The sequence below is a fragment of the Dyella sp. genome, from assembly GCF_035503745.1.
Lineage (GTDB): Bacteria > Pseudomonadota > Gammaproteobacteria > Xanthomonadales > Rhodanobacteraceae > Dyella_B.
In genome coordinates, this window is the sequence record NZ_DATJTC010000022.1 from 14404 (window position 1) to 37811 (window position 23408).

A 23408-nucleotide genomic window follows, 5' to 3' on the forward strand; every position below is an offset into this window, starting at 1 on the left:
TCGCGCTTGTCAGCGGCGGCGGCGATCCGGCAGCATGTGGCGATGCAGACCACCCTCGGCCAGGACGTCGCGACCATTGCCGCGGGCTTGGGCAACGAGCGTATCGACGTTTGGCAACTCGCGTATCGGCGCGCGCAGCGGCGCGATCCGCTGCGTGCATTGCTGGCCGTTTACCTGGGTGTGCCGGCCGATGCGGTAACGTTTGTCCAGGATGTGCACGGCCGGCCGGAGCTGGCGCCTCCGTGGCACGGACTGCTGCAATTCAATTGGTCGCATAGCGTGGATCGCGCATTGATTGCCGTTACGCGCGATGTCGCACCGGGCATCGATGTGGAGCGAATTCGGCCCCGACCGCGCGCGATGGCATTGGCCGAGCGTTTTTTTCACAGCGAGGAAACCGCGGCGTTGGCCGCACTGGACCCAGCACGGCGCGAGCATGCTTTTCTTGAGCTGTGGACGGGCAAGGAAGCGGTCTTGAAGGCGCTAGGCCGTGGCCTTGCCTTCGGCCTGGACCGCCTGCGGCTGGGCGTAACGCCACCGGGACCATTGCTGTGGCTTGACGGCGACGATCCCGGGCAATGGCAATTGCATCGCCTCCCGCTCGGCGCCGACCATGTGGCCAGCGTGGCCTGGCGCGGCCCACCTCGCGAGATACGCCTATGGACACTTGCCGACGGCCCTTGAACGGCGCACTGTGTGCGGCCCGGAGCTATTTTCCTGCCGATCCATGACTCTGCTTAGCGTCAATCTCAACAAGATTGCGGTGCTGCGCAATTCGCGCGGTGGACACGAACCTGAGATCGCGCGCGCGGCGGCCACCTGCATCGAAGCCGGCTGCGGCGGCATCACCGTGCATCCGCGGCCGGACATGCGGCACGTAAGGCCCGGCGATGTGCGCAGCCTGGCGGCATTGCTGCGCGGACGCGTGGAATACAACATCGAGGGCAACCCCTTTGCCGCGCCGCGTGGAGAATATCCCGGCCTGATCGCGCTGGCGCGCGAAGTGCGCCCGACCCAGGTGACCCTGGTGCCCGACAGCGATGGGCAAATTACTTCCGATCACGGGTTCGACCTGGCCAACGACGCCGAACGCTTGCGTCCGCTGGTAGCGCAGTTGCGCGAACTAGGCTGCCGCGTAAGCCTGTTCGTCGATCCGGGCGCCACCGGCTTCGAACACGCCGTGGCCATCGGTGCGCAGCGCGTGGAAATCTACACCGGTCCTTACGCCGAAGCCTTCGCCGACGGCAACGCCGCCGCGCAGCTGGCCTTGTGCGTAGACACCGCGCGCCGCGCGCAACAGGCAGGTTTGGCCGTCAATGCCGGACACGACCTGAGCCAGGCCAATCTCGGCACCTTGCGCGTGGCCATTCCGGGTTTGGCGGAAGTGTCGATCGGGCATGCCCTGATCGGCGAGGCGCTTTATGAAGGGCTCGCCAACACGGTTCGCCATTACCTGCAGATCCTGCGCTGACCGGTCCTTTCCATTTGGACGGCTATACGGATAGGCGCTGCCGGCCGGCAAACAAAAACCCCCGCTTGCGCGGGGGTTTTTGCGGGTAGCGCCGGGTGGCGATTGAATTGCTCCGGTTCAATCGCCGCCTTTATTACTGACCATTGCTGTCGGTGAAGCCGATCTTGTTCAGGCCGTAGCTCTTCGCATCGGCAAGCACGCGGGCGACCACCTGGTAAGGCACTTCGTCGGCCGCATCGATCTGCAATTCCGGCTGATCGGCATCCGCCTTGGTCGCGATCACGGCGATCTGCGTCTTCAGCTGGGCCTCGTCCACCGGCGTGTCGTTCCAGTAGAACGCACCGGACTGGTCGATCTTCAGATGCACCGGCTCGGGCGGATTCGACGGCGGAATCACGTTCGGGTTCGGTTGCGGCAGGTCGATCTTGATCTTGTGGGTCATGATCGGCGCCGTGATCATGAAGATGATCAGCAGCACCAACATCACGTCGACGAGCGGCGTAACGTTGATGTCGGCCATCGGGCCTTTGCCACTTCCACTACTGAATGCCATGGCTCGTCACTCCTTGCCGGTCGTCATGAAACCGACGTGGACCATGCCCGAATCCTTGGCTTCACCCAGCACCTTGCGGACCGTCTTGAATTCGGTGTCCTTGGCGGCGCGAATCTGCAGCTCAGGCTGCGGAGTCATCGACGCATAGACCACGAACTTCGCTTTCAACTCGCTATCGCTGAGCGACTGCTGGCTGTCGTTGAGGTACATACTGCCATCGTCCTTGATGGCCAGATCAATCGGCTCGACCTTGGGCGCCTCGTCGGCGGTCTTGGGGTTGGCCGTCGGCAGCTTCACCGTAATCCGGTGCGACATCAGGGGTGCCGTGATCATGAAGATGATCAGTAGCACCAACATCACGTCGACGAGCGGCGTGACGTTGATTTCCGACATCGGCGAGCCGGATTCGTTTCCGGAACTCATCGCCATGGGTCAATCCCTCACTTTTGGCTCGGAGCGGTGCCTTCGACACGAGCGCCGGTCGCGAAGAAGTCGTGCAGGTCGTGCGCGAATTCGTCGAAGCGAGCGTAGGTCAGGCGGTTCGAACGGGTGAAGAAGTTGTAGGCGAGCACGGCCGGGATAGCGGTGAACAGACCGAACGCGGTCATGATCAGCGCTTCACCCACGGGGCCGGCCACCGCTTCCATCGACGCGTTACCGGAGGCGGCGATGCGGATCAGCGCACCGTAAATACCCCACACGGTACCGAGCAGACCGACGAACGGAGCGGACGAACCGACCGTGGCGAGCAGGGTCATGCCGCCTTCCATGCGCAGGCTTTCGCGAGCGACGGCCTGGCGCAGGGCGCGGTCGATGAATTCCGAGCGGCTCAGCGATTCGGCGAGGCGGCCACCGCCGGCCGAAGCCTGCTGGTGGTGAGCCACCGCGGAAGCGGCGTCGAGGGCGATCTTGGAGAAGGGTTCGCCCTTGGGCTGGGCTTCCAGCTCACGGATGGCGTCCTGGGTCGAGTTATTCGACCAGAAGCCGTTGATCACGCCGTCGGCACGACCGCGCACCATTTGGTTGCGGATGGCGTTGGCGATGATGAAGTACCAGGAGGAGAAGGACATCACCACCAGTACCACGAACACCGTCCACCCCAGAAAATCGAAGTTGTGGAGCAGGTCGTGGAAACCCATTTGTTGCATCGCCATTGCGTTGGCGTTGCCACCCAGAGCCGGAGCGGCATTGGACGGAGCAGGAGTCTGTTGGAACATAAACGCTACCCTTGGAAGTCAAGCGTGAACTGTAACTGTAATTGGTATTACAGCTGATTGAGATTGAAGTTGACGGGTACGCGAACGTAACCCTCAATCTTCTGGCCATTTTTGATTTCAGGATTGAAACGCCACTTTTGCGCCGTTTCAACCGCTGCACGGTCAAGCTCGCGGTAGCCGCTGGACTGTTCGACCTTGATGTCCTTGGGCGTACCGTCGACAGACACCAGGATCAACAGCGTAACCGTGCCCTCATGCCGCTGGCGAATGGCCTGGGGCGGGTACCTGGGCGTAATGCGGCTGTTGTAGCTGATGTCTTGCGCTGCCTGGATATCCTGCGGCGGTGCCGGCGGCGCGGGTGGCGCGGGCGGCGGCGACGGCGCTGGATTGGTGGACTGCTCCGTCACAGCCGGCGGCGGTGCCGGCGGCGGCGGCGTCGGCGGCGGGATCACCTGCTTGATGATCTTCGGCGGCGGCTGCTTGGGCGGCTCCGGCGGCGGCGGCGGCGGGGGAGGAGGCGGCGGCGGGGGTTCGATGAAGTTCACCTGCACGATCTTTTCTTTCTGAACTTCCGCCGTTTTCGGGGGCGCCATTGGCGCGATCAGTATCAGGAAAGCAAACGCATGCAGCGCAATGGCTACCGCCAGCGCCCATGTGCGCCCCCAACTGAACGGCTTTACGCCGGTGTCTTCGTTACTTGAGGCCATCTGTCGCTTTCAATCAGGAGCTAGTCAATCGAGTGACGTGGTCGCAGCACCCAGCGGCAAAGCCGTTCCCAAGAGGGTGACATTTGCCACTGGACAATGCGGGAAAAGTCCAACGGTACAACAGCACATGGCGTTTGTATAGCGTTTTCAGGGCGGATTTATGGCCGCCTAGAAGGCCGCGAAACGACAAACGCCACGTGTTCTTACATCAATTACCCACACCGGCTTTTTGCAGCCAGGCCTTGGCCTGGGCCGCGGTTTCCGGATCCTTCTCTGCATCGAGCATGGCGGTCGCGGCACCTGCCTTGTCCTTCAAGCCGATATTGGCCTGGGCCAGATCCATGTAGGCCCGTCCCTTGTGCTGCACACCTTTGTTGATGCCTTGCTGGATAAGCTGCTTGGCATCGGTGTAGTTGTTGTTTTCCAACTGGGCGAGGCCGGCCTTGACGTAGATCTCGCCGGTCTTGGCATCAGGTATCGCTTTCTTGTACGCGGCGATGGCAGTGTCGTAGTCACCGCCGTTGAAGGCGGCATCGCCGAGCAGTTCGTTGCTCTCGGCATCGTCGGGCACGACACCCTTGCTGATGCCTTCCTTCAATACGGCAATGGCCTTGTCCGAATCAGGCTTGGGATCGTCGGCCTGCTGCGCGGCCATCATGTGGAGCTTGGCCAGGATCACGTATTCCTGCTTGTCTTTGAGCAGGCCTTGCGTGCGGCCTTTCTCCAGCAGGCTCATGGCCTCGGGATACTTCTGGGTCTGCACGAGCAGGTTGACGTTGTTCTCGAACGCCACCGGGTTGCTGCTGTCGGTGCTGAGCTGCTTCTGTGCAATCTGCGTGGCCAGATCCTTCTGCCCCGTGGCGTTGTACGACTGCAGCAGCACCTCATCCCAATTGGGTTCGGACTTGCCGCCGTTCATCGCCTGGGCTTGCTTGATCTGCGCGATAGCCTCGGGATATTTCTTCAGGCCGTAATACGCTTCGCCTTCCCAACCGTGCGAGTCGACGTTGTCGCTGTGACCGTCTGCGCGCCATTTTTCCAGCGTATCGATCGTCTGCTGAAACTGCTGGTTGACCAGGTAGAAGTTGGCCAGCTGCAGTTCCATCTGGAAGTAGTCGTCGTTGTCCAGCGAATCGAGCGCGAGCGCGCGCTGGATCATGTCCGTGGCGGTCTTCACGTCGTTGTTCTTGGCATGCGCGAAGGCCAATCCCTGGAGCGCCTTGGCCTGGGCGTACTTGCTTTTGCTGGAGTCGATCAGAGGCTGCAGCAGCGGCGTGGCCTTGGCCAGGTCGCCGGCGTTCGCCGCGGTGAGACCTTCCTGCAGGGCTTTGGCTTCCTTGGCGTTGGTGAGGTCGTTCTTGGGCGCCTTGCGCGTCGCATTCGGGTACAGCGTCGCGGCTTTCTGATCGCCGGAGGAGGACGAATGGTCGCTCGCTAGCGCCGGAGTGCTCGCCAACATCAGCGCGAATGCAGCGCCGGCCAGCATCTTCAGGGAAGCGTTTGTCATAGCGTTCCTCAAAATGGAGGGGAGTCGGATTTCACGCACAAGCTGTGCGGGGGATCACTGAGATTAACCTGAGGTGATACCTGATAACAAGTCGCAATGCCGCATGAAAGGCATTTTTAAATCAAAGGCTTATGGTACCCGGGCCATACGCGGGCGCATTTTTTGCGGCTGGAGACGGATATGACAGGCATAAGTCATGTCTGGCCGGTGTGAAGGAGCGCTGTACGGCTTGTACCTTTGCACTAACGCATTAACACACTAGTTTGGCCGGTCACGCGTGCGGCGCGCGCTATCCGCACGCCGCACTTGCGGGTGTTACACGTCCAGGTTGGCCACTTTAAGCGCGTTTGCTTCGATGAAGTCGCGCCGCGGTTCCACCGCCTCGCCCATCAGCATGGAGAACATCTGATCGGCCGCGATCGCGTCTTCGATGCCTACCTGCAACATGCGGCGCGTGTCCGGATTGACGGTGGTTTCCCATAGCTGCTCCGGGTTCATTTCACCCAGGCCCTTGAAGCGCTGGATGGTGCGGCCCTTCTTCGCCTCGTCGAGCAACCAGCCGCGCACGTCGGCAAAACGCAGGACGCCGCGCGAACCGTTGCCCCGGCGGACCACGGCACTGGGCTGGATCAAGCCGGCCAGCTGTTGGCTTATGTTGAGGATCGGGCGGAATTCAGAGCTGCTGAAGAACGTTTGCGGTAGCAGCCAGGTGTGATTGAGGCCATGCTGGTCGCGTATGACTTCGATCGCCGCCGTCTGGTCGCCCTGGGCCGGACGCAGGGCCAGGCGGTAGCGCGGCTTGCCCAGGCCGCTGCTGGCAAGGTTCTTGGCCACGCCATCCAGCCAGGTTTGCATGGCGGCGGCGTCCTGCCAATGACGGGCTTCCAGCGGCGCGTGCTCGACCATCGCGGTAAGTACGTTGGCATCGAAGCGATGTCCCAGGCGCTCGATCTGATCCAATGCGAGCTGGTAATCGCGCAGCAGCTTTTCGAGGGCCTCGCCGGTAATGGGCGGGGCGTCGGGACTGTAGGCCAGTTCGGCGTTGTCCACCGCGTTGGAGATCAGGTAGGCGTTGAGCGCCGCATCGTCTTTCAGGTAAAGCTCTTGCTTGCCCTGCTTGAGTTTGTACAGCGGCGGCAGGCCGATGTAGACATGGCCGCGCTCGATCAGCTCGGGCATCTGGCGATAGAAGAACGTGAGCAGCAGCGTGCGGATGTGCGAGCCGTCCACGTCCGCGTCGGTCATGATGATGATGTGGTGATAGCGCAGCTTGTCGGGGTTGTAATCCTCTTTGCCGATGCCGGTACCCAGGGCCGTGATCAGCGTGCCGACTTCGGCGGAGGACAGCATTTTGTCGAAGCGCGCTTTCTCGACGTTGAGGATCTTGCCCTTTAGCGGCAGCACCGCCTGGGTCTTGCGATTTCGGCCCTGCTTGGCCGAGCCGCCGGCGGAGTCACCCTCGACCAGGAACAGTTCGCACAGCGAGGGATCTTTTTCCTGGCAATCGGCCAGCTTGCCCGGCAGGCCGGCGATGTCGAGCGCGCCCTTGCGGCGGGTCATTTCGCGTGCTTTACGGGCCGCTTCGCGCGCGCGCGCGGCGTCCACCACCTTGACGGCAATGGCCTTGGCTTCGTTGGGATGCTCAAGCAGGAACTCGCCGAGCTTTTCGTAGACCACCTGCTCCACCACCGTCTTGACCTCGGACGAAACGAGCTTGTCCTTGGTCTGCGAGGAGAACTTCGGATCGGGCACCTTCACCGACAGCACCGCGATCAGGCCTTCGCGCATGTCATCGCCCGACAGCGTGACCTTGGCGTTCTTGGCCAAGCCTTCCTTCTCGATGTAGGCCTGCAGCGCGCGTGTCAGTGCCGCGCGAAACCCGGTCAGGTGCGTGCCGCCGTCGCGCTGCGGAATGTTGTTGGTGAAGCAGAACATCGTCTCCTGGTAGGAGTCGGTCCATTGCATCGCAAGTTCCACGGTGATGCTGTCTTGCTGGGCGCTTAGACTGATCACGTTGGGGTGCAGCGCCGTCTTCAGCTGGGCCAGATGCTGCACGAACGAGCGGATGCCGCCTTCGTACGCAAACGTGTCGTGCCGCCCTTCCCCGCGCTCATCGTACAGTTCGATGGTGACGCCGGAATTGGGGAAGGCCAGCTCGCGCAGGCGCTTGGCCAGCACGTCGTAATGGAATTCGATGTGGGTGAAGGTCTGCGGGCTGGGCAGAAAGCGCACGGTGGTGCCGCGCTTGTCCGACGGACCTACCATTTTCACCGGGTACTGCGGCTCGCCCAGCGAATATTCCTGCTGGTATTCGTGGCCGTCGCGATGGATGGTCAGCCACAGGCGTTCGCTAAGCGCATTGACCACCGACACGCCCACGCCGTGCAGGCCGCCGGACACCTTGTACGAGTTCGCGTCGAACTTGCCGCCCGCGTGCAGCACGGTCATCACCACTTCCGCGGTGGAACGGCCCTCTTCCGGATGCATATCCACCGGGATACCGCGGCCGTTATCGATCACGCTGACGGAGCCATCGTCGTGGATGGTCACGATCACGCGGTCGCAATAGCCGGCTAGCGCCTCGTCGATGGAGTTATCAACGACTTCGAACACCATGTGGTGGAGTCCGGTGCCATCGTCGGTATCGCCGATGTACATCCCGGGGCGCTTGCGCACCGCTTCCAGTCCCTTGAGTACCTTGATGCTGTTCGAATCGTAGGATGCGTTCATGCAGTAACCATTTTCGACGCCATGAACCGCCCGGATGGCGCCAGGAAAGCCGGGACGGATGCAACCCTGCAATTATAGCAGGGCCGTCAATCGGCCCTGTTCCACGTGGAACACTTTGGGCTGGGTTTGGCGCAGGAGCATGGGGATCTCGGTACCGGTAATGAGCACCTGCGCCGGGACAGCCTGAAGGCGCTCAATCACCGCGGCCTGATGCGACAGATCCAGCTCGGACGCCAAATCATCCAGGCATACGACCGGCCACTCGCCGCGCCGCTCGGCATCCAGCCTGGCCTGGGCCAGCAGGCAGACCATCGCCACCAGTTTCTCCTGCCCTCGCGAAAGGTGCTCGCGCTGTGGCGCCTGATCGAAGGAGAGGGACCAATCGGCACGATGAGGGCCCGCCGAAGTATGCCCCTTGGCAAGATCGCGCCGGCGCTGGTTAGCCAGCGTCCAGGCGAGGTCTTCGTCGTCCGGCCAGCCGGGCTTGTAACGCAGCTCCAGGCCACCCAATTCGGGTAGCAGAGCGGCGGCCAGCTCGCGCAGGTAATTCATCAACCCGGCTATATAAGCGCGGCGCCACGCATCAATTTGCGCCCCGTTTCGCGCCAGCTCCAGCTCCCAGGGGCCGTACAAGTCGTCATGGGGCCCCTGGTCGGAACGCAGCAAGCTATTTCGTTGCTTGAGGGCCCGCTGATAGCGGCGCCACGCGGCGAGGAACTCATGTTCCACGTGGAACACACCCCAATCCAGGAAGCGGCGGCGTTCCTCAGCGGCCCCGGCGATCAGCGCGTGCGACCCCGGCTCAAAGCAAACCACCGCGCATTCCCGCACCAACTGGCCGATAAGCACGTCCTGCCCCTCAACCCGGGCATTCCAACGCGAACCCTCACGCCCCAAACCGAGCCGGACCAACCGACCGTCCTGGCGGCGCAAGGTTGAAAAAATGCTCAAGCCGGCGCTACCACGTTGAAGCAAGGCCTCCCGCGCCCCGCTGCGAAAGGAGCGTCCATGCGAAAGCAAGAAGGCGGCTTCAAGCACCGAGGTCTTGCCAGCGCCATTCGCCCCGACGAGCACGTTAAAGCCCGGAGCGAGCTCCAGCGACGCATCGTCGATGCACCGCAGCGCGCGCAGCTGCAAGCGTTCAAACCTCAAAAGCGCGTACTCCAAAACGACAACGCCGGAGCTTCAAGGCTCCGGCGTCGCAATAAAAACAGACGAGAGGGTCCAACCCCGTCCGGCCCATCAGAGCCGCAACGGCATGATCACATGCCGGGATTGTTCGTTGTCGTCTTCCTGCACCAGGCAGCTCGATTGCGCATCGCGCAAGCTCAAACGCGCTTTATCGCCGCGCAGCGCCGCGAGCGCATCCAGCAGATACCCCACGTTGAACCCCACCGTGAGATCGGAAACGCCGGTATCGGCTTCGACCTCCTCTACCGCTTCCTCCTGCTCGGGGTTGTGCGCCACGATACGCAGCTTTCCGGGCGAAAACTCCAGTTTTACGCCACGGTACTTCTCATTGGACAAGATGGCCGCGCGCTGCAGCGCACCGCGCAATACTTCCCGATCGAGCGTGGCCCGCTTGTCGGCGCCCAGTGGGATCACTGCTTCGTAATCCGGAAAGCGCCCGTCGATCAGCTTGGACGTAAATACCACCTCGCCGCGGCGCACGCGCAGATGATTGCGTCCAAACTCAAGCTCCACCGCGCCTTCTCCGGACTCAAGCAGACCGACCAGCTCATTGACACCTTTGCGCGGAATGATGATCTGGCGGCGCGTGGACACCTTGCTTTCCAGGTGCGTCTCTTTCAACGCCAAACGATGCCCATCGGTGGCGACGCAGCGCAGCGCATGCTCCTGCAGATCCAGCAACATACCGTTGAGGTAGTAGCGGACATCCTGGTTGGCCATGGCAAACGCGGTGCGGTCCATCAAGTCGCGTAGCACTTCTTCGGGCAAGCTCACGCGCTCGACCAGTTCTATTTCATCGATGGTCGGAAACTCGGTAGCCGGCAAGGTGGCCAGGGTGAAGCGGCTGCGACCGGCATTCAAGGCGACGCGGTCGCCATTCTGCTTCAGCTCGATCTTGGCCCCGTCCGGCAGCGCCCGAACGATGTCGAACAACTTGCGAGCCGGAATGGTGGTTTCGCCGTCGACCAGTTTGTCGGCGTCGGTGGCGGCGACCATCTCCACCTCCAGGTCTGTGCCGGTAAACGACAGCTTGCCGCCGCTCACCTTCACCAGGAGATTGGCAAGTACAGGCAGCGTCTGGCGACGTTCGACCACACCGACGACCTGCTGCAGGGGTTTAAGCAGAGCTTCTCGTTGGATGCTGAATTGCATGTTTGTGCTTTCCCTATCCTGCAGTTCTGTTTTTAAAAGAAGAGTGGTGGTTGCAGTAGGTGCCGTGGATAACTTGAAAAGCCAAAATTACCCTTTAAAAACAACACCTTGAACCGAAACTCCGCTGTGTCTCGAAACACCTTCAGCTTGTGCATCGCCGGTGGATAACTTTGGCGCACCAAAGCATGTTCATATTATCCACAGGATTCCCGCGCGGTTTTCAAGCACTTATTCAAGGCGGCGCGATCAACCGGTCAACGTGCGGATCAACTGCTCCCAATCCTGGCGCATGCGGGTGTCGGTTTCGCATAACTTGCGGATGGTCCGGCACGCATGCAGCACCGTGGTGTGGTCGCGACCGCCGAAGGCTTCGCCGATTTCCGGCAGGCTGTGCTCGGTCAGCTCCTTGGACAGCGCCATCGCGATCTGCCGCGGCCGCGCCAGCGAACGAACGCGGCGTTTGGAGAGCAGGTCCTGCAGGCGCACGCCAAAATACTCGGCGACAATCTTCTGGATATTGGGCACAGTGACCGCCTGCGCGTGCGTGGCTAGCAGATCACGCAAGGTCTCTTCCGCGAAATCGGTGGTGATCGGGCGGCCGTAGAAATTGGCGCGCGCGGCGAGCGTATTGAGCGCGCCTTCCAGGTCGCGCACGTTGGAACGGATGCGCTTGGCCAGCAGCATGGCCACGTTTTCGCTCACCGAAACGCCTTTGTCGTGCGCCTTGGCCAGCAAAATGGCGGCGCGCGTTTCGAAATCCGGCGGCTCGATCGCCACCGACAAGCCCCAGCCCAGGCGCGATTTCAGGCGCGGTTCGAGCTTGTCCACTTCCTTGGGATAACGATCGCAAGTAAGGATGATCTGCTGCTTGGATTCGAACAGCGCATTGAAGGTGTGGAAAAACTCTTCCTGCGTGGTGTCCTTGCCGGCGAAAAACTGGATGTCGTCGATCAGCAGCGCGTCAACCGAACGGAAGCGGCGCTTGAACTCATCCATGCTCTTGGTGCGCAGCGCTTCGATCATCGACCCGACGAATTGTTCCGAGCGCAGATACAGCACCTTGCAGTTGGGGTTGTGCTGGCGCATCAGATTGCCGGCCGCATGCATCAGGTGCGTCTTGCCCAGCCCCGTACCGCCGTACAGCAGCAACGGGTTGTAGGCGCGCCCGGGATTTTGCGCCACCTGCATGGCCGCGGCCTTGCCGAGCTGGTTCGACTTGCCCTCGACGAAGGTCTCGAAGGTGTAATGAGGGTCGAGGTTGTGCGTGAACGAGACGGGCGGCGCCTCGCCGGCCGCCGCGGGCCGGCCCGTGGCCGCCAAAGCCGCGGGCCGGTGGCCGTTGGTGACGGCCGCACTGGAGCCCACTTCCAGCCGCACGGGCATGGTGCGACCGGTGAGCAGGGTCAGCACCGCCTCGATACGCGTGAGGTAACGTTCGCGAACGGCATCCAACGTGTAGGGATTGGGCGCGTAAAGCTGTAAGCCGTCCGCGTCATCGCGTGCCTGCAGCGGCATCAGCCACGTATGCAGGTCCTCGGCGCTCAACTCACCTTCCAGACGCTCCAGACAGCGCCGCCACAAATCACTCATGGATACTTTTCAAACACAGCAGGGGCGCTTTCGCGCAGGGTGGACCGGGAAGTCTAGCAGCACGCGCAGGGCAACTATCCACATGGATATCCACAAGTTGCTGTCAAGGCCCTATTTGACATGAGCCGGGCCCGTTCTGCATAATTTCCAACCTTTTTCACCCATTCAGTAGGAGGAAGCCATGAAGCGGACCTTCCAGCCCAGCAAGCTCAAGCGCGCCCGCACCCACGGCTTTCGTGCCCGTATGGCCACGGCCGACGGTCGCAAGGTTCTCAGCGCCCGCCGCGCCAAGGGCCGCAAGCGCCTGATCCCGTAAGCGCCTGCGCTTATGGGTCCCGCCGGCCTGCCGCGCGAGGCGCGGATTCGCCGAGCCGGTGACTTCGCCGTCTTGCGTCAAGCCAGCGGCCGCCTCGGCGGCCGCTGTTTTTCTGTGCGCTACCGCCAGAACGAGCAAGGCCACGCCCGGCTCGGCACGGCCGTGTCCAAACGCGTGTCCAAGCGCGCCGTGGAACGCAATCGCATCAAACGGCTGCTGCGTGAGTCGTTTCGTCGCGCCCGCAGCCAGCTACCCCCCCTGGATGTGATGGTGATCGCCCGCGAACAGGCGGCCGGCGTGCCCGGCCCGGAGCTGTTGGCCGAGCTTGAGCGGCTGTGGCGCAAGCTTGTGCCGTTGAAGCGCGGCGACGACACCTCCACAATCGCGTGCTGACCTTCCACTTTCCCACTCTCCAGGCCCGCCGCCGCGGTGCCCCATACCGGATCGCTACGCGATGAATCAAACGCGCACCTTCCTGACCTTCGCCCTGCTGGCGGTGGCTTTCCTGCTCTGGCAGGCCTGGGAACAAGACTACGGCCCGCACCCGACCCCTGCCCCGGCCGCCACGTCGAGCAACGCGCCGAGCGGTGCCAGCCCAGGCAACGGCGTACCGGGCACCTCTACGCCCGCCATCAACAGCGGCGATGCCGAAGGTGCATCCGCCTCGGCGCAGCTGGTAACCGTCACCACCGACGTGCTGCGCCTGACCATCGACACGCGCGGCGGCAGCATCGTGCGCGCCGAACTGCTGGATTACCCGATCGCACCGCGCACCAAGAAGGACCCCAACCCTGCGCCGATCCACCTGCTCGACGACGGCAGCACCGACTATTTCACCGCGCAGAGCGGCCTGGTCAGCGCCGACGGTGCCGCACCCGACCACCTGGCCGTCTTCCAGGCGGCCCAGACCAGCTACCAACTGGCCGCTGGCCAGGATGCCCTGAACATCGACCTTACCTGGACCGATCCTTCGGGCATCAAGGTCATCAAGCGCTACACCCTGCACCGCGGCAGCTACGTCATCGACCTTAGCCAGCAGATCGACAACGGCAGCGGCAGGACCTGGGACGGCAACGCCTACCGCCAGCTGCAGCGCGTGGACCGGCCCGCGCCGGTGTACAGCAACTTCCTGCAGCGCATGTCCGACCAATCGCGCTACGGCTTCTTCGGTGCGGTGTGGTACAGCCCCGAGCAGAAATTCAACAAGATCGCCTTCGACAAATACGCCAAAGACGGACTGCAAAACAACCCCGTCACCGGCGGCTGGGTGGCGATGATGCAGAACTACTTCCTCGGCGCGTGGATCCCGCCGGCGAAGGAAGCCGATACGTTCTCCACCACCATCGTCACCCACGGCGGGGCACCCCACTACGTGATCCGCGCGTTCGGCCCAGCGATCAGCGTGGCACCGGGCCAGCAGGCCAGCAGCGACGCGCAGCTGTACATCGGCCCGAAATTGTCCGACGTGCTGCAGACCGTGGCGCCGGGCCTGGAACTGACTATCGACTACGGCATGCTGAAAATTTTCGCCGAACCCTTGCACTGGGTGCTGGCGAAGCTGGACAAGCTCACCCACAACTGGGGCGTGTCGATCATCCTGCTGGTGCTGCTGATCAACCTGGCCACCTTCAAGTTCACCAACGCGCAGTTCAAATCCGCGGCCAAGATGCGCAAGCTCAAGCCGCGCATGGATGCGCTGAAAGAGCGCTACGGCGACGATCGCCAGAAAATGCAGCAGGCGATGATGGAGCTGTACAAGAAAGAAAAGGTGAACCCGGCCGCCGGCTGCCTGCCGCTGCTCATCACCATCCCGATCTTCTACGGCCTGTACTACGTGCTGCGCGACAGCGTGGAACTGCGCCAGGCACCGTTCTTCGGCTGGATCCACGACCTGTCCGCGGCCGATCCTTATTTTGTGCTGCCGGTGCTCTACACGATCGTGATGCTGGTCCAGCAGTGGATGATGCCGCAGACCGCGGGCATGGATCCCACCCAGGCGAAGATGATGAAGTTCATGCCGCTGATGTTCGCGGTGATCTTCCTGTTCTTCCCGTCAGGCCTGGTGCTCTATTACGCGGTCAACGGCCTGTGCCGCCTGTTGCAGCAATGGTGGATGATGCGCCGCGAAGACGCGGCGCCCGCCAAGGCAGCCACCTGAACCTCGCGCGGGCGGCCATGTGCCACCCGCCGCGGTTATGCTGATACGCCATGACCGCCGACGCACCCCAGCAAGACACCATCGCCGCCATTGCCAGCGCGCCCGGCGCTGCGGGCGTGGGCGTATTGCGCGTGTCCGGGCCGCGCGTGCCGGCCATCGCGCGAACCTTGCTGGGACGCATACCGGCGCCGCGCCACGCGCATTTCGCCGCATTCCGTGCGGGCGACGGTCAACTCATCGATCGCGGCCTGCTGCTGTATTTCCCTTCGCCAGCCTCCTACACCGGCGAACACGTGCTCGAGCTGCAAGGCCACGGCAGCGCCGTGCTGCTGGATCTACTGCTACGCCGCGTGTGCGAACTCGGCGCGCGGCTCGCGCGTCCGGGCGAATTCACCGAGCGCGCCTTTCTCAACGGCAAGCTCGACCTGGCGCAGGCCGAAGCCGTTGCCGACCTGATCGCCGCGCATTCGCAAGCCGGGGCACGCGCCGCGCTGCAATCGATGGAAGGCGTGTTCTCGCGCAAGGTCGATGCCCTGCTGCAGGCGTTGATCCTCCTGCGCGTGCACATCGAGGCGGCGATCGATTTTCCCGAAGAAGAAATCGATTTTCTCGCCGACCCCGCCATTGCGCGGAAACTCGACGCCTTGCGCGCGCAACTGGCCGAACTGTTGCGCGAAGCGCAACGCGGCGTGCGGCTCAATGACGGTTTGCGCGTAGCCATCATCGGACGTCCAAACACCGGCAAATCCAGCTTGCTCAACGCACTGGCCGGCAGCGAGCGCGCCATCGTCACCGACATCGCCGGCACCACGCGCGACGTATTGCGCGAACACATCAACCTCGACGGCATCACGCTGGAACTCGCCGATACGGCGGGTCTGCGCGACACCCACGATCCGGTCGAACGCGAAGGCGTGCGCCGCGCACATGGCGAGCGCGAGCGTGCCGACGTAGTCATGCTCGTCACCGATGCACAGCACGCCCAGGCCGATCTCTCGTGGCTGAAAGATCTGCCCGACACAGTCGAGCGAATCGTCGTCGTCAACAAGATCGACCTCGGCCACGACCACGCGCACAGCGAACAACACGCAAACACACATTGGCTGTGGCTTTCGGCAAAAACCAGCGCCGGCCTGCCAACCCTGTGCGAATACCTCAAGCGATTGGCCGGCGCCGGCAGCGGCGAAGGCGCCTTCAGCGCACGCCGCCGCCATGTACTGGCACTGCAGCAAGTCGCCGAACACCTCGCACGCACGGCCGACGTCCTGAACGCAACACGATCAGGCGAACTCGCCGCCGAAGAACTCCGCCACGCGCAGCACGCACTGGGTGAAATCACCGGGACTTACAGCAGCGATGACTTGCTGGGTGCAATTTTTAGTTCGTTCTGCATCGGCAAGTAAACTGAGATCCAACGACATCCACAGCAGCGTCTGGTTCGAAGTAAGTCCCACCATTTAGCCAATTTTCCGTCCATAGCCGTGCAGCCAATTCCGCCGTAGACCGGACGAATTTAGGACCACAGGTGGCAACTAGTAATGGTGCACAATCATCCCGACATTTATAGCAATCTCGATCTGACTTAACTGTTTCGGTGGCGTTGATAGATTGATTCATCCATCAACTCGCTTTGGACCCCCAAGCAAGCGTTCTTCCCGCCAGATTACCCAATGTACTCGTCAATCTATGGGCTATTTCTGGCGTCAATTCCCTAGTAACAGGGTGTTAAATTAGCCCCGACTTTAAAATGTTAAATCCCGGGGGACTAGTATGAGAAAAAGCGTCAAGGTCACGCTGCGTCTCTTGGCAGTGGCAGCCATCGCACTACTAAGTGCGATGATCGGACTTTGGGAGGGCATGAAAATTGGAGAAAGGACCGCGGCTAGGGTCGGGCACTACATTAACGCGCGTAAGGCATTATCCGCGGTGCAATCTTCGATGATCGGATTGGATCAAAGTGATTTGAACGTATCGCAACGTCAACTGGCGCGTAATCTCCAAGCAGCGCTGTCTCAATTGGGTGGATTGTCCAAGATAGACAACAACGTCGAGTGTACGGACGATGATCAGCGTACGCTAAAAGATGCCTCTGCTTATGTACAAGCACATCACGACGCGTTCGAAGAAAGCGAGCTCTTAAGCGACGGTATTCGCTTCTGTAAGTCTCAAACACCTGGTCCAAAGGTCACCGTTAATTATATGACCACCGGCCGTGATTAAAGGATAGTCGCAAGGTTTCATCCCGGAGCGCCGACTTTGGTTGAGTACGGAGGAGCCCGAGCAACGCTGTAAGGTCCTCAACCCGAAGCGGACGCCTGGTGTACTTTCGAGGTGATTTGCGTAAACAAGGGGGGAATGATCCGGTGCGCTCGCACCTTCGACGCCATTTTCTGGAGTTCAGTGCCATCCGAGTGGTCGCATACTGGGGGTGAAGACACGCTCTGCGGCAAGCTTGCCGATTTCCGCCGCGTCGTGTGGGCGATAGGAGGACGAGTCCGTGGTGTTTTCCTGGGTGGAATGGCTCGACAAATCCATCCGCGATACCTGCATGGAGAAACTCGTGAGAGGTCCGCGTATGGATGCCGCCACATACATACCCTCCGATGGAAGGCGCATGATCTTCCGCAGCTTTACACCGTTGGTCAGCCTGCCGGACTAGGAAGCAGTCCGATTCCAATTCGAAGGAGACGAAAATGGCAATACCTGATTGGGTTAGTTACGTGAGCTTGGCTGGAGGGATCGTGGGCACGATCTCGGGTTGCCTAGCGTATCGTCGAACGGGCCAGCTCAAAGCATTGGATCTCCGCCTAGAATTACGAAAAGTTGACTCCGAGCTAAGAAATTTCTTTAGCCCTTTGTCGGCGAAACTTGATTACGCCAAGCGTTCAAGAGAAAGAATTGCGGCGGTGACCGGTGGTGTTCAGTCTGGGCCGATGCAGAAATGGCTGGCTGAGTACAACGAGGATTTGTCCAACTTCCATAGGATGGAAGCTTCACTACCAACACCAAGCGAAAGCTATCGTTCCGACGCAGCTGCGACGTTAGAGTCTAAGTTAGTCATGCGCCACAATTTGATGATTGATGCAAAGGCACTTCTAGCAAAATATGAAGCTTCCGTGGTCCGGGACGATAAGGAGCGGGAATCACTTCGTGATGCGCTACAAAACTTAAGAGAACCACGATAGCGGAGCGTTTGTTTACGACCCAAGTCCATGCAGAGGTCGATGGAGGACATCCATATGCGGACGACGCGCTCGCGGCTTTATCCTGAGGATGCGTCCGGTTCTCACCCAACGCGTACAAAATTTTTCTTTTGAATGCCTTTTCATACGAAGCGCAAGCAACAGGGGATAACGTGAAAACGTATCGAGAAATACTCAAAAGAGTTGGCGTTGTTTTGATATTCGTCGGCTTGGCCGACCTTGCGTATATGGTTTACTGCATCAGTACCAAACAGAACTATTCGTCTAGCTTGAACATCTTTGCAGTCGCCGCTGGAATATTTCTTTGGCGCGGCCACCTAGGTGCGGCACGTCTTGTAGCTCGCTTCGGTGCCTTCTTTCTCGCCGCCTCTATCGGAACGCTTCTGTTCCTTGCCCCGTTCCTTCAACCTATGGATCTGTGGATTACTAAGCTAAGGCTGAATCCGATCGCGTCGGCATGGGGATTTATGGTGACGTTGGCTCTACTCGGTCTGTTCGCGTGGGCCTATGCGCAATTGCGCTCCGCTCCCGTTCTCCAGGCCCTCCAGAGCCACGGTCGTCCTACGGCGGCTCCAAAACTGACCATAGGCATTGGGTTCGCGCTTCCGATCGCCATGTCGATTCTCTTTCACTTCACTTTGAGTGGTGATGCGGGATCCAAGGCTATTGATCTGGCCAAGTCAGAATATGGAACTCAATACAAGTACTCCCCAACGGCAATCAATTGGGCCGACAATCATGTCCTAGTAACGTTAACGGCCTACAACGACCATGAGATCAAAGTCGTAACCGTTGAATGGCAGCAATAGTCGCTTGAAAAGGTCCGTTCCCAAAGCAGACGTCGGCCCCGCGTTTGATACCGTCACAGTTGACAGCAGCCCGCCGTGGAAAAGCTCGCGGTAACTATCCAACTGACCGAAGACGACTATCGGCAAGGCTCGCTGGTTGCGGCGCGCTGGAGGAAAAGAAGATGGATTGCAGGGGGATTATCGTGGTCATCCATCACTGATGATGGAGTCAAGTCGGCAAATAATCAGCCGCGCTGACGGGCCAGCAACGCATCGACTTCCGCGGGGTGCGGCATGCCGCCGCGCGCGCCAAGGCGGGTGACGGAGAGTGCTGCCGCGGCGCAGGCTTTGCGCACGGCAATGGGCAGGCCTTCATGCAGGAACACGGCCAATGCGGCATTGAAGGTGTCGCCGGCGCCGGTGCTGTCCACGGCTTCCACGTTGAAGCCTTCCTGGTGTTGGGCCTCGCCTTCCTCGCGGAACCACGCGCCCTCGGCGCCGCGTGTCAGCACCACGGGGCACGGCGAACGGCGCATCAATGTGCGGAAATCCTCGCTGGCGTCCGCGTCGAGCAGGGTGGCCAGTTCGTGCTGGTTGGGTGTGATGTAGCGGGCCAGTTGCAGCCATTCCGACGGAAGGCGCTGCGCCGGCGCCGGGTTCAGGATGACCGGCACGTGCAGGGCGTGCCCGATGCGCAGCGTCGCTTCCACCGTTTCCAGCGGTATTTCCATCTGCACCAGCACGGCATCGGCGCGCGCGATCGCTTCGCGTGCATCCTCCACTTGCGCGGGTGTCACCCGCGCATTGGCGCCGGGTGTCACGATGATCTGGTTTTCGCCGCCAGCGACGGTGATCGACGCGGTGCCGCTGCTGCAATCGTCGATGCGCGCGACGTGTTCGACGTCGATGTCTTCGGCAGCGAGCGCGTCGCGCAGCGGCTGGCCGAACGCATCGTCGCCCACGGCACCGACCATGTGTACCTGCGCGCCCAGGCGCGCCGCCGCTACGGCCTGGTTACCGCCTTTGCCACCGTGCAGGGATACGAAACGTTCACCGAGCAAGGTTTCGCCCGGCGCGGGAAACCGCGGCGACACCGTGACCAGGTCCATGTTGATGCTGCCGACGACGACCAGGCGAGTCATAGGGTGCTCTTCAAGCGACGCGCAAATGCGTACCCCGGAGAGCGTATAGGCGAACGTGCCGATGTGGTAGCGCGTTTCCCCCTGCGCGCCGGCGGTGGCCGGTGCGCAGGGGTTTCGCCGTCAGTTGCCGCCGCCGGAGCTGCTTTCGCCGCCGTTGCCTTGGCCGCCGCCATTGCGGCTGTTCTGCATGCGTTCGCGCAGCTGCTGTTTCATGTTCGCGTACTGGGTTTGTTGCGCGGGCGTGAGCACACTGTTGATCTGCGTATCGCTGTCACGCTGGATGGAACGCATTTTTGCGCGTCGATCCTGCGGTGAAAGCGAGCTGTCGCCGCGCAGGGCTTCCATCTGCTGCTGGCGGTTTTGCAGGATGGTGGCGATCTTGGACGATTGATCGTCGCTCAGCCCCAGGCGCTTGGTCAGCCGGGCCGCCTGCCTCTGCGGATCGGCGTGCCGGGGCGTCCCCGTGGACGCGCTGCTGGAGCCGGCTGGGGCACTGTCCTGGGCGAACGCAGGGGCGGCGAAACCGGCGACGCCGAGCGAAAGAGCGAGCAGGGCAAAACGCGATGCGAATGGCTTCATGGTGGGACTCCGTGGCGCGGAAAGCGTGGATGGTTTGGGCAACGCTTGCCTGTCTTCCAACGATGAACGTGCTGCGGCGTTTACTTGCGGCATCGCGCCGGCGCGCTGTCCGTCAAGAAAATGCGAAACGCCCTGCACATGCGCCTTATCGCCATACGCCTTGAAACCGCCCCTGATGGCCCAGACGCTGAGGGTTTGCGTTGGAGATCGAGCATGATCGACTTGTATTACTGGCCTACGCCGAACGGCCACAAGATAGCCTTGATGCTGGAGGAAACCGGCCTGGCCTACCGCATCAAGCCGGTGAACATCGGCAAGGGCGAACAATTCGAACCGGCGTTCCTGAAGATCTCGCCCAACAACCGCATGCCGGCGATCGTGGACCACGCGCCTGCCGATGGCGGCGAAGCGCTAAGCGTGTTTGAGTCGGGTGCGATCCTGCAGTACTTGGCCGAAAAGACCGGCCGTTTCCTGCCGGCGACGCTGCGCGGCCGAACCACGGTGATGGAATGGCTGTTCTGGCAGGTCGGCGGACTAGGGCCGATGCTTGGCCAAAACCATCACTTCAATCGCTACGCGCCGGAGAAAATCCCGTACGCGATCGATCGCTATACGCGCGAAGCGCGCCGCCTCTACGGCGTGCTGGACCGGCGCCTGGAAGGCCGCGATTTCATCGCCGGCCACGATTACACCATCGCCGACATGGCCGCCTATCCCTGGACGGTATCGCACGAAAGCCAGGGCGTGAATCCCGACGATTTCCCCCACTTCAAGCGCTGGTTCGAGCGCATCGCCGCCCGCGCGGCCACCCAGCGTGCGTACGCAATCGCCGACACCATCGAGGGCCGTGCGGACCCAAGCAAGGACGAAGAGGCGCGACGCAACTTGTTTGGGCGCTGAAGGCGCCTGCTGCCGCGCAATGAAAAGCCCGCAGGGAGGGCGGGCTCTTTCGTGCGGTGTACTTTTTATCAGTGCGCCCGGCCCACGCCCGAGTCGCCCTGCAGCAGCGGCGGCGGTGCGCCGGCCACGGCGAGCAGCGAGGTGGCGTAGCCGTCTTCGATCGTCACCGTCGAGACCTCGTCCCAGGCGAAGAATGACGGTTCGCGCAGCCACTCCGCATCGGGGGTGATTTCCTGCATGTTGAAACCATCTTCCTCGACGCTGACCAGGCGGCCGATGTAGCAGACTTCGGCCTCGTCCTCGCTGTCCACGTGCACGCCGATCACCGGCGCCATGGCGCTGGCGGCCTGCACCACGTCGCGGATGCTGTCGAGCGGAAAATTACGCGGCGGACGTGGCGTGAGGTTTTTCAGCGCCAGCGCCTTTTCCATGAACAAGTGATGTTTGTCCGGCGTTTCCAGTTCGCTGACGTCGCGGTGCCGCATGACGTACATGCCATCGTAGGTGATGCCGTCGCCCACGACCCATAGCAGGAAGAACTCGCGCCCCACGCCGCCGACGTAACCGCAGAAGCTGCCGTGTTCGAGTTCGCCGCGCCACAACCGCACCATCTGCTGATTTTGTTGCGCCTCGCGCAGCTGCGCACGCTGGCCGGTGATCTTCAATTCAATAATCTTGCCCATGGCGACCATTTTACCAGAGGGGTTCCCGGCGCTTTGTTTACAGCTCGCTAAGGTACCCGCGGGCTGGGACATTTATCCTTTACAGTCATGTGGTTACGTGAATTCGGCGGCGCCTAGAGGATATAACGGCTCAGATCTTCGTCCCGCACCAGGTCGCCAAGATTTTTATCGACATATTCGGCGCTGATTACGTAATTTTCGCCGGACTTATCCGCCGCTTCGTAGGAGATCTTCTCCAGCAGCCGCTCCATCACCGTGTGCAGGCGGCGGGCGCCGATGTTCTCGGTGCGCTCATTCACTTGGAAGGCCACCTCGGCCAGCCGGTCGATGCCGGTTTCGTCGAAGGTGAGGCTGACGCCCTCGGTGCCGAGCAGGGCCACGTACTGCTTGGTCAGCGCGTTGTGCGGCTCGCGCAGGATGCGCTTGAAGTCCTCCACCGACAGCGCCGAAAGCTCCACCCGGATTGGCAGGCGGCCCTGCAGCTCCGGAATCAGGTCGGACGGTTTGGCGAGCGAGAAGGCGCCCGAGGCGATGAACAGCATGTGGTCGGTCTTGATCGGGCCGTACTTGGTCGACACGGTCGAACCTTCCACCAGCGGCAGCAGGTCGCGCTGCACGCCTTCGCGGCTGACGCCGGCGCCGCCCCATTCGGAGCGCTGCGCCACCTTGTCGATTTCGTCGATGAAGACGATGCCGTTCTGTTCGGCCGCTTCCATCGCCTGCGCGCGCACTTCCTCTTCGTTGAGCAGATGCCCGGCCTCTTCCTCGATCAGCAGCGGGCGCGCCGCCTTGATCGCCAGCTTGCGCTTCTGCGTCTTGCCGCCGCCGAGGTTCTGGAACATCTGGCGCAGCTGCTGGCCCATTTCTTCCATGCCGGGCGGCGACATGATTTCCACGCCGACATTCATGCTGACGTCGAGCTCGATCTCGCGATCGTCCAGCGCGCCCTCGCGCAACTGCTTGCGCAGCTTCTGGCGCGTATCGCTTTCCAGCGACGGGGTCGGTGCCGGATCGTGGTTCCAGTCGCTGGGCGTCTGGCGGCGCGGCAGCAGGGCATCGAGGATGCGGTCCTCGGCGCGGTCTTCGGCCTGCGTGCGCACGCGCTTCATCGCCTGCTCACGGGTCAGCTTGTAGGCGACGTCGGCCAGGTCGCGCACGATCGATTCCACGTCCTTGCCGACGTAGCCGACTTCGGTGAACTTGGTCGCTTCCACTTTCACGAACGGTGCATTGGCCAAGGTGGCCAGGCGCCGCGCGATCTCGGTCTTGCCCACGCCGGTGGGGCCGATCATCAGGATGTTCTTGGGCGTCACTTCCTCGCGCAGCGCCGGTTCCAGCTGCATGCGGCGCCAGCGGTTGCGCAGCGCGATGGCCACCGCGCGCTTGGCGTTGTGCTGGCCGATGATGAAGCGGTCGAGTTCGTTGACGATTTCGCGCGGGGTGAGTTCGGACATGAGGTCACCGGAAAAATGTGGGTGGCTCCGTTCGGCCGGCGCAGGCGCAACCCATGTTGCCGCGGCG

24 protein-coding genes are annotated in these 23408 nt (G+C 61.8%); 11 read left to right on the forward strand and 13 right to left on the reverse strand.

Going from position 1 to position 23408, the window contains the following annotated elements; genetic code table 11:
• Positions 1 to 42: 42 nt before the first annotated feature.
• Together VME63_RS08750 and VME63_RS08755 are read left to right on the forward strand one after the other, a co-directional pair.
• Complete coding sequence (locus VME63_RS08750) at positions 43 to 684, forward strand: 4'-phosphopantetheinyl transferase family protein (RefSeq protein ID WP_325432342.1); 642 nt, start codon at positions 43 to 45, stop codon at positions 682 to 684.
• 43 nt (positions 685 to 727) lie between these two features.
• A complete protein-coding gene (locus VME63_RS08755) occupies positions 728 to 1471 on the forward strand; it encodes a pyridoxine 5'-phosphate synthase (RefSeq protein ID WP_325432344.1) in 744 nt (247 codons plus the stop codon).
• 133 nt (positions 1472 to 1604) lie between these two features.
• Here VME63_RS08755 and VME63_RS08760 read toward each other — a convergent pair whose 3' ends face one another.
• The 9 genes from VME63_RS08760 to dnaA all read right to left on the reverse strand — a co-directional run bounded on the left by VME63_RS08760 (position 1605) and on the right by dnaA (position 12118).
• Positions 1605 to 2024, reverse strand: a complete 420-nt coding sequence (locus VME63_RS08760) for a biopolymer transporter ExbD (protein ID WP_325432345.1) — start codon at positions 2022 to 2024, stop codon at positions 1605 to 1607.
• Between the two features lie 6 nt (positions 2025 to 2030).
• Positions 2031 to 2453: a biopolymer transporter ExbD gene (locus tag VME63_RS08765; RefSeq protein WP_325432347.1), complete on the reverse strand. Its 423-nt coding sequence runs from the start codon at positions 2451 to 2453 to the stop codon at positions 2031 to 2033.
• 11 nt (positions 2454 to 2464) lie between these two features.
• Positions 2465 to 3241, reverse strand: coding sequence for a MotA/TolQ/ExbB proton channel family protein (locus VME63_RS08770; protein ID WP_325432349.1), 777 nt, complete (start codon positions 3239 to 3241; stop codon positions 2465 to 2467).
• 47 nt (positions 3242 to 3288) lie between these two features.
• On the reverse strand, positions 3289 to 3948 hold the full coding sequence (locus tag VME63_RS08775; protein WP_325432351.1) for a TonB family protein: 660 nt from the start codon (positions 3946 to 3948) through the stop codon (positions 3289 to 3291).
• Positions 3949 to 4156: 208 nt separating this feature from the next.
• Positions 4157 to 5455 carry a tetratricopeptide repeat protein gene (locus tag VME63_RS08780; protein ID WP_325432353.1) on the reverse strand — a complete coding sequence of 433 codons (1299 nt, stop codon included), beginning with the start codon at positions 5453 to 5455 and terminating at the stop codon, positions 4157 to 4159.
• 315 nt (positions 5456 to 5770) lie between these two features.
• Complete coding sequence (gene gyrB / locus VME63_RS08785; protein ID WP_325432355.1) at positions 5771 to 8185, reverse strand: DNA topoisomerase (ATP-hydrolyzing) subunit B; 2415 nt, start codon at positions 8183 to 8185, stop codon at positions 5771 to 5773.
• Positions 8186 to 8257: 72 nt separating this feature from the next.
• On the reverse strand, positions 8258 to 9337 hold the full coding sequence (gene recF / locus VME63_RS08790) for a DNA replication/repair protein RecF (protein WP_414648228.1): 1080 nt from the start codon (positions 9335 to 9337) through the stop codon (positions 8258 to 8260).
• Positions 9338 to 9427: 90 nt separating this feature from the next.
• Entirely contained in the window at positions 9428 to 10528 is a 1101-nt protein-coding gene (gene dnaN, locus VME63_RS08795; RefSeq protein WP_325432358.1) for a DNA polymerase III subunit beta, read from the reverse strand.
• A 246-nt stretch (positions 10529 to 10774) separates the two neighbouring features.
• Positions 10775 to 12118: a chromosomal replication initiator protein DnaA gene (gene dnaA, locus VME63_RS08800; protein ID WP_325432359.1), complete on the reverse strand. Its 1344-nt coding sequence runs from the start codon at positions 12116 to 12118 to the stop codon at positions 10775 to 10777.
• A gap of 181 nt (positions 12119 to 12299) precedes the next feature.
• Between dnaA and rpmH the strand changes: the two genes are divergently transcribed.
• From rpmH to VME63_RS08840, 8 genes are all read left to right on the forward strand, one after another.
• Positions 12300 to 12434, forward strand: coding sequence for a 50S ribosomal protein L34 (gene rpmH / locus VME63_RS08805; protein ID WP_008438884.1), 135 nt, complete (start codon positions 12300 to 12302; stop codon positions 12432 to 12434).
• Between the two features lie 12 nt (positions 12435 to 12446).
• Positions 12447 to 12827, forward strand: coding sequence for a ribonuclease P protein component (rnpA, locus tag VME63_RS08810; RefSeq protein WP_325432362.1), 381 nt, complete (start codon positions 12447 to 12449; stop codon positions 12825 to 12827).
• 61 nt (positions 12828 to 12888) lie between these two features.
• Positions 12889 to 14592, forward strand: a complete 1704-nt coding sequence (gene yidC, locus VME63_RS08815; RefSeq protein WP_325432364.1) for a membrane protein insertase YidC — start codon at positions 12889 to 12891, stop codon at positions 14590 to 14592.
• 50 nt (positions 14593 to 14642) lie between these two features.
• Positions 14643 to 15995 (forward strand): tRNA uridine-5-carboxymethylaminomethyl(34) synthesis GTPase MnmE, encoded by a 1353-nt coding sequence (gene mnmE / locus VME63_RS08820; protein ID WP_325432366.1) that lies wholly within the window; start codon positions 14643 to 14645, stop codon positions 15993 to 15995.
• A 367-nt stretch (positions 15996 to 16362) separates the two neighbouring features.
• The gene (locus tag VME63_RS08825) at positions 16363 to 16812 is read left to right on the forward strand and encodes a hypothetical protein (protein WP_325432368.1); all 450 of its coding nucleotides are present in this window, start codon (positions 16363 to 16365) and stop codon (positions 16810 to 16812) included.
• A gap of 292 nt (positions 16813 to 17104) precedes the next feature.
• Positions 17105 to 17251 carry a hypothetical protein gene (locus VME63_RS08830; RefSeq protein ID WP_325432464.1) on the forward strand — a complete coding sequence of 49 codons (147 nt, stop codon included), beginning with the start codon at positions 17105 to 17107 and terminating at the stop codon, positions 17249 to 17251.
• A gap of 34 nt (positions 17252 to 17285) precedes the next feature.
• Positions 17286 to 17777 carry a hypothetical protein gene (locus VME63_RS08835; protein ID WP_325432370.1) on the forward strand — a complete coding sequence of 164 codons (492 nt, stop codon included), beginning with the start codon at positions 17286 to 17288 and terminating at the stop codon, positions 17775 to 17777.
• Between the two features lie 170 nt (positions 17778 to 17947).
• Positions 17948 to 18604, forward strand: coding sequence for a hypothetical protein (locus VME63_RS08840; RefSeq protein WP_325432372.1), 657 nt, complete (start codon positions 17948 to 17950; stop codon positions 18602 to 18604).
• 224 nt (positions 18605 to 18828) lie between these two features.
• On the opposite strand, the gene rbsK is transcribed toward VME63_RS08840, so the two are convergent.
• Together rbsK and VME63_RS08850 are read right to left on the reverse strand one after the other, a co-directional pair.
• Complete coding sequence (gene rbsK, locus VME63_RS08845) at positions 18829 to 19725, reverse strand: ribokinase (RefSeq protein ID WP_325432374.1); 897 nt, start codon at positions 19723 to 19725, stop codon at positions 18829 to 18831.
• A gap of 120 nt (positions 19726 to 19845) precedes the next feature.
• Positions 19846 to 20304: a hypothetical protein gene (locus VME63_RS08850; protein ID WP_325432376.1), complete on the reverse strand. Its 459-nt coding sequence runs from the start codon at positions 20302 to 20304 to the stop codon at positions 19846 to 19848.
• Between the two features lie 213 nt (positions 20305 to 20517).
• Here VME63_RS08850 and VME63_RS08855 point away from each other — a divergent pair, with 213 nt between their 5' ends.
• Positions 20518 to 21204, forward strand: a complete 687-nt coding sequence (locus VME63_RS08855; RefSeq protein WP_325432378.1) for a glutathione binding-like protein — start codon at positions 20518 to 20520, stop codon at positions 21202 to 21204.
• Between the two features lie 68 nt (positions 21205 to 21272).
• Here the strand turns inward: VME63_RS08855 and VME63_RS08860 are convergent, their stop codons facing one another.
• Both VME63_RS08860 and hslU read right to left on the reverse strand, forming a co-directional pair.
• The gene (locus VME63_RS08860) at positions 21273 to 21887 is read right to left on the reverse strand and encodes a hypothetical protein (RefSeq protein WP_325432380.1); all 615 of its coding nucleotides are present in this window, start codon (positions 21885 to 21887) and stop codon (positions 21273 to 21275) included.
• A 113-nt stretch (positions 21888 to 22000) separates the two neighbouring features.
• On the reverse strand, positions 22001 to 23341 hold the full coding sequence (hslU, locus tag VME63_RS08865; protein WP_325432382.1) for an ATP-dependent protease ATPase subunit HslU: 1341 nt from the start codon (positions 23339 to 23341) through the stop codon (positions 22001 to 22003).
• Positions 23342 to 23408: the final 67 nt, after the last annotated feature.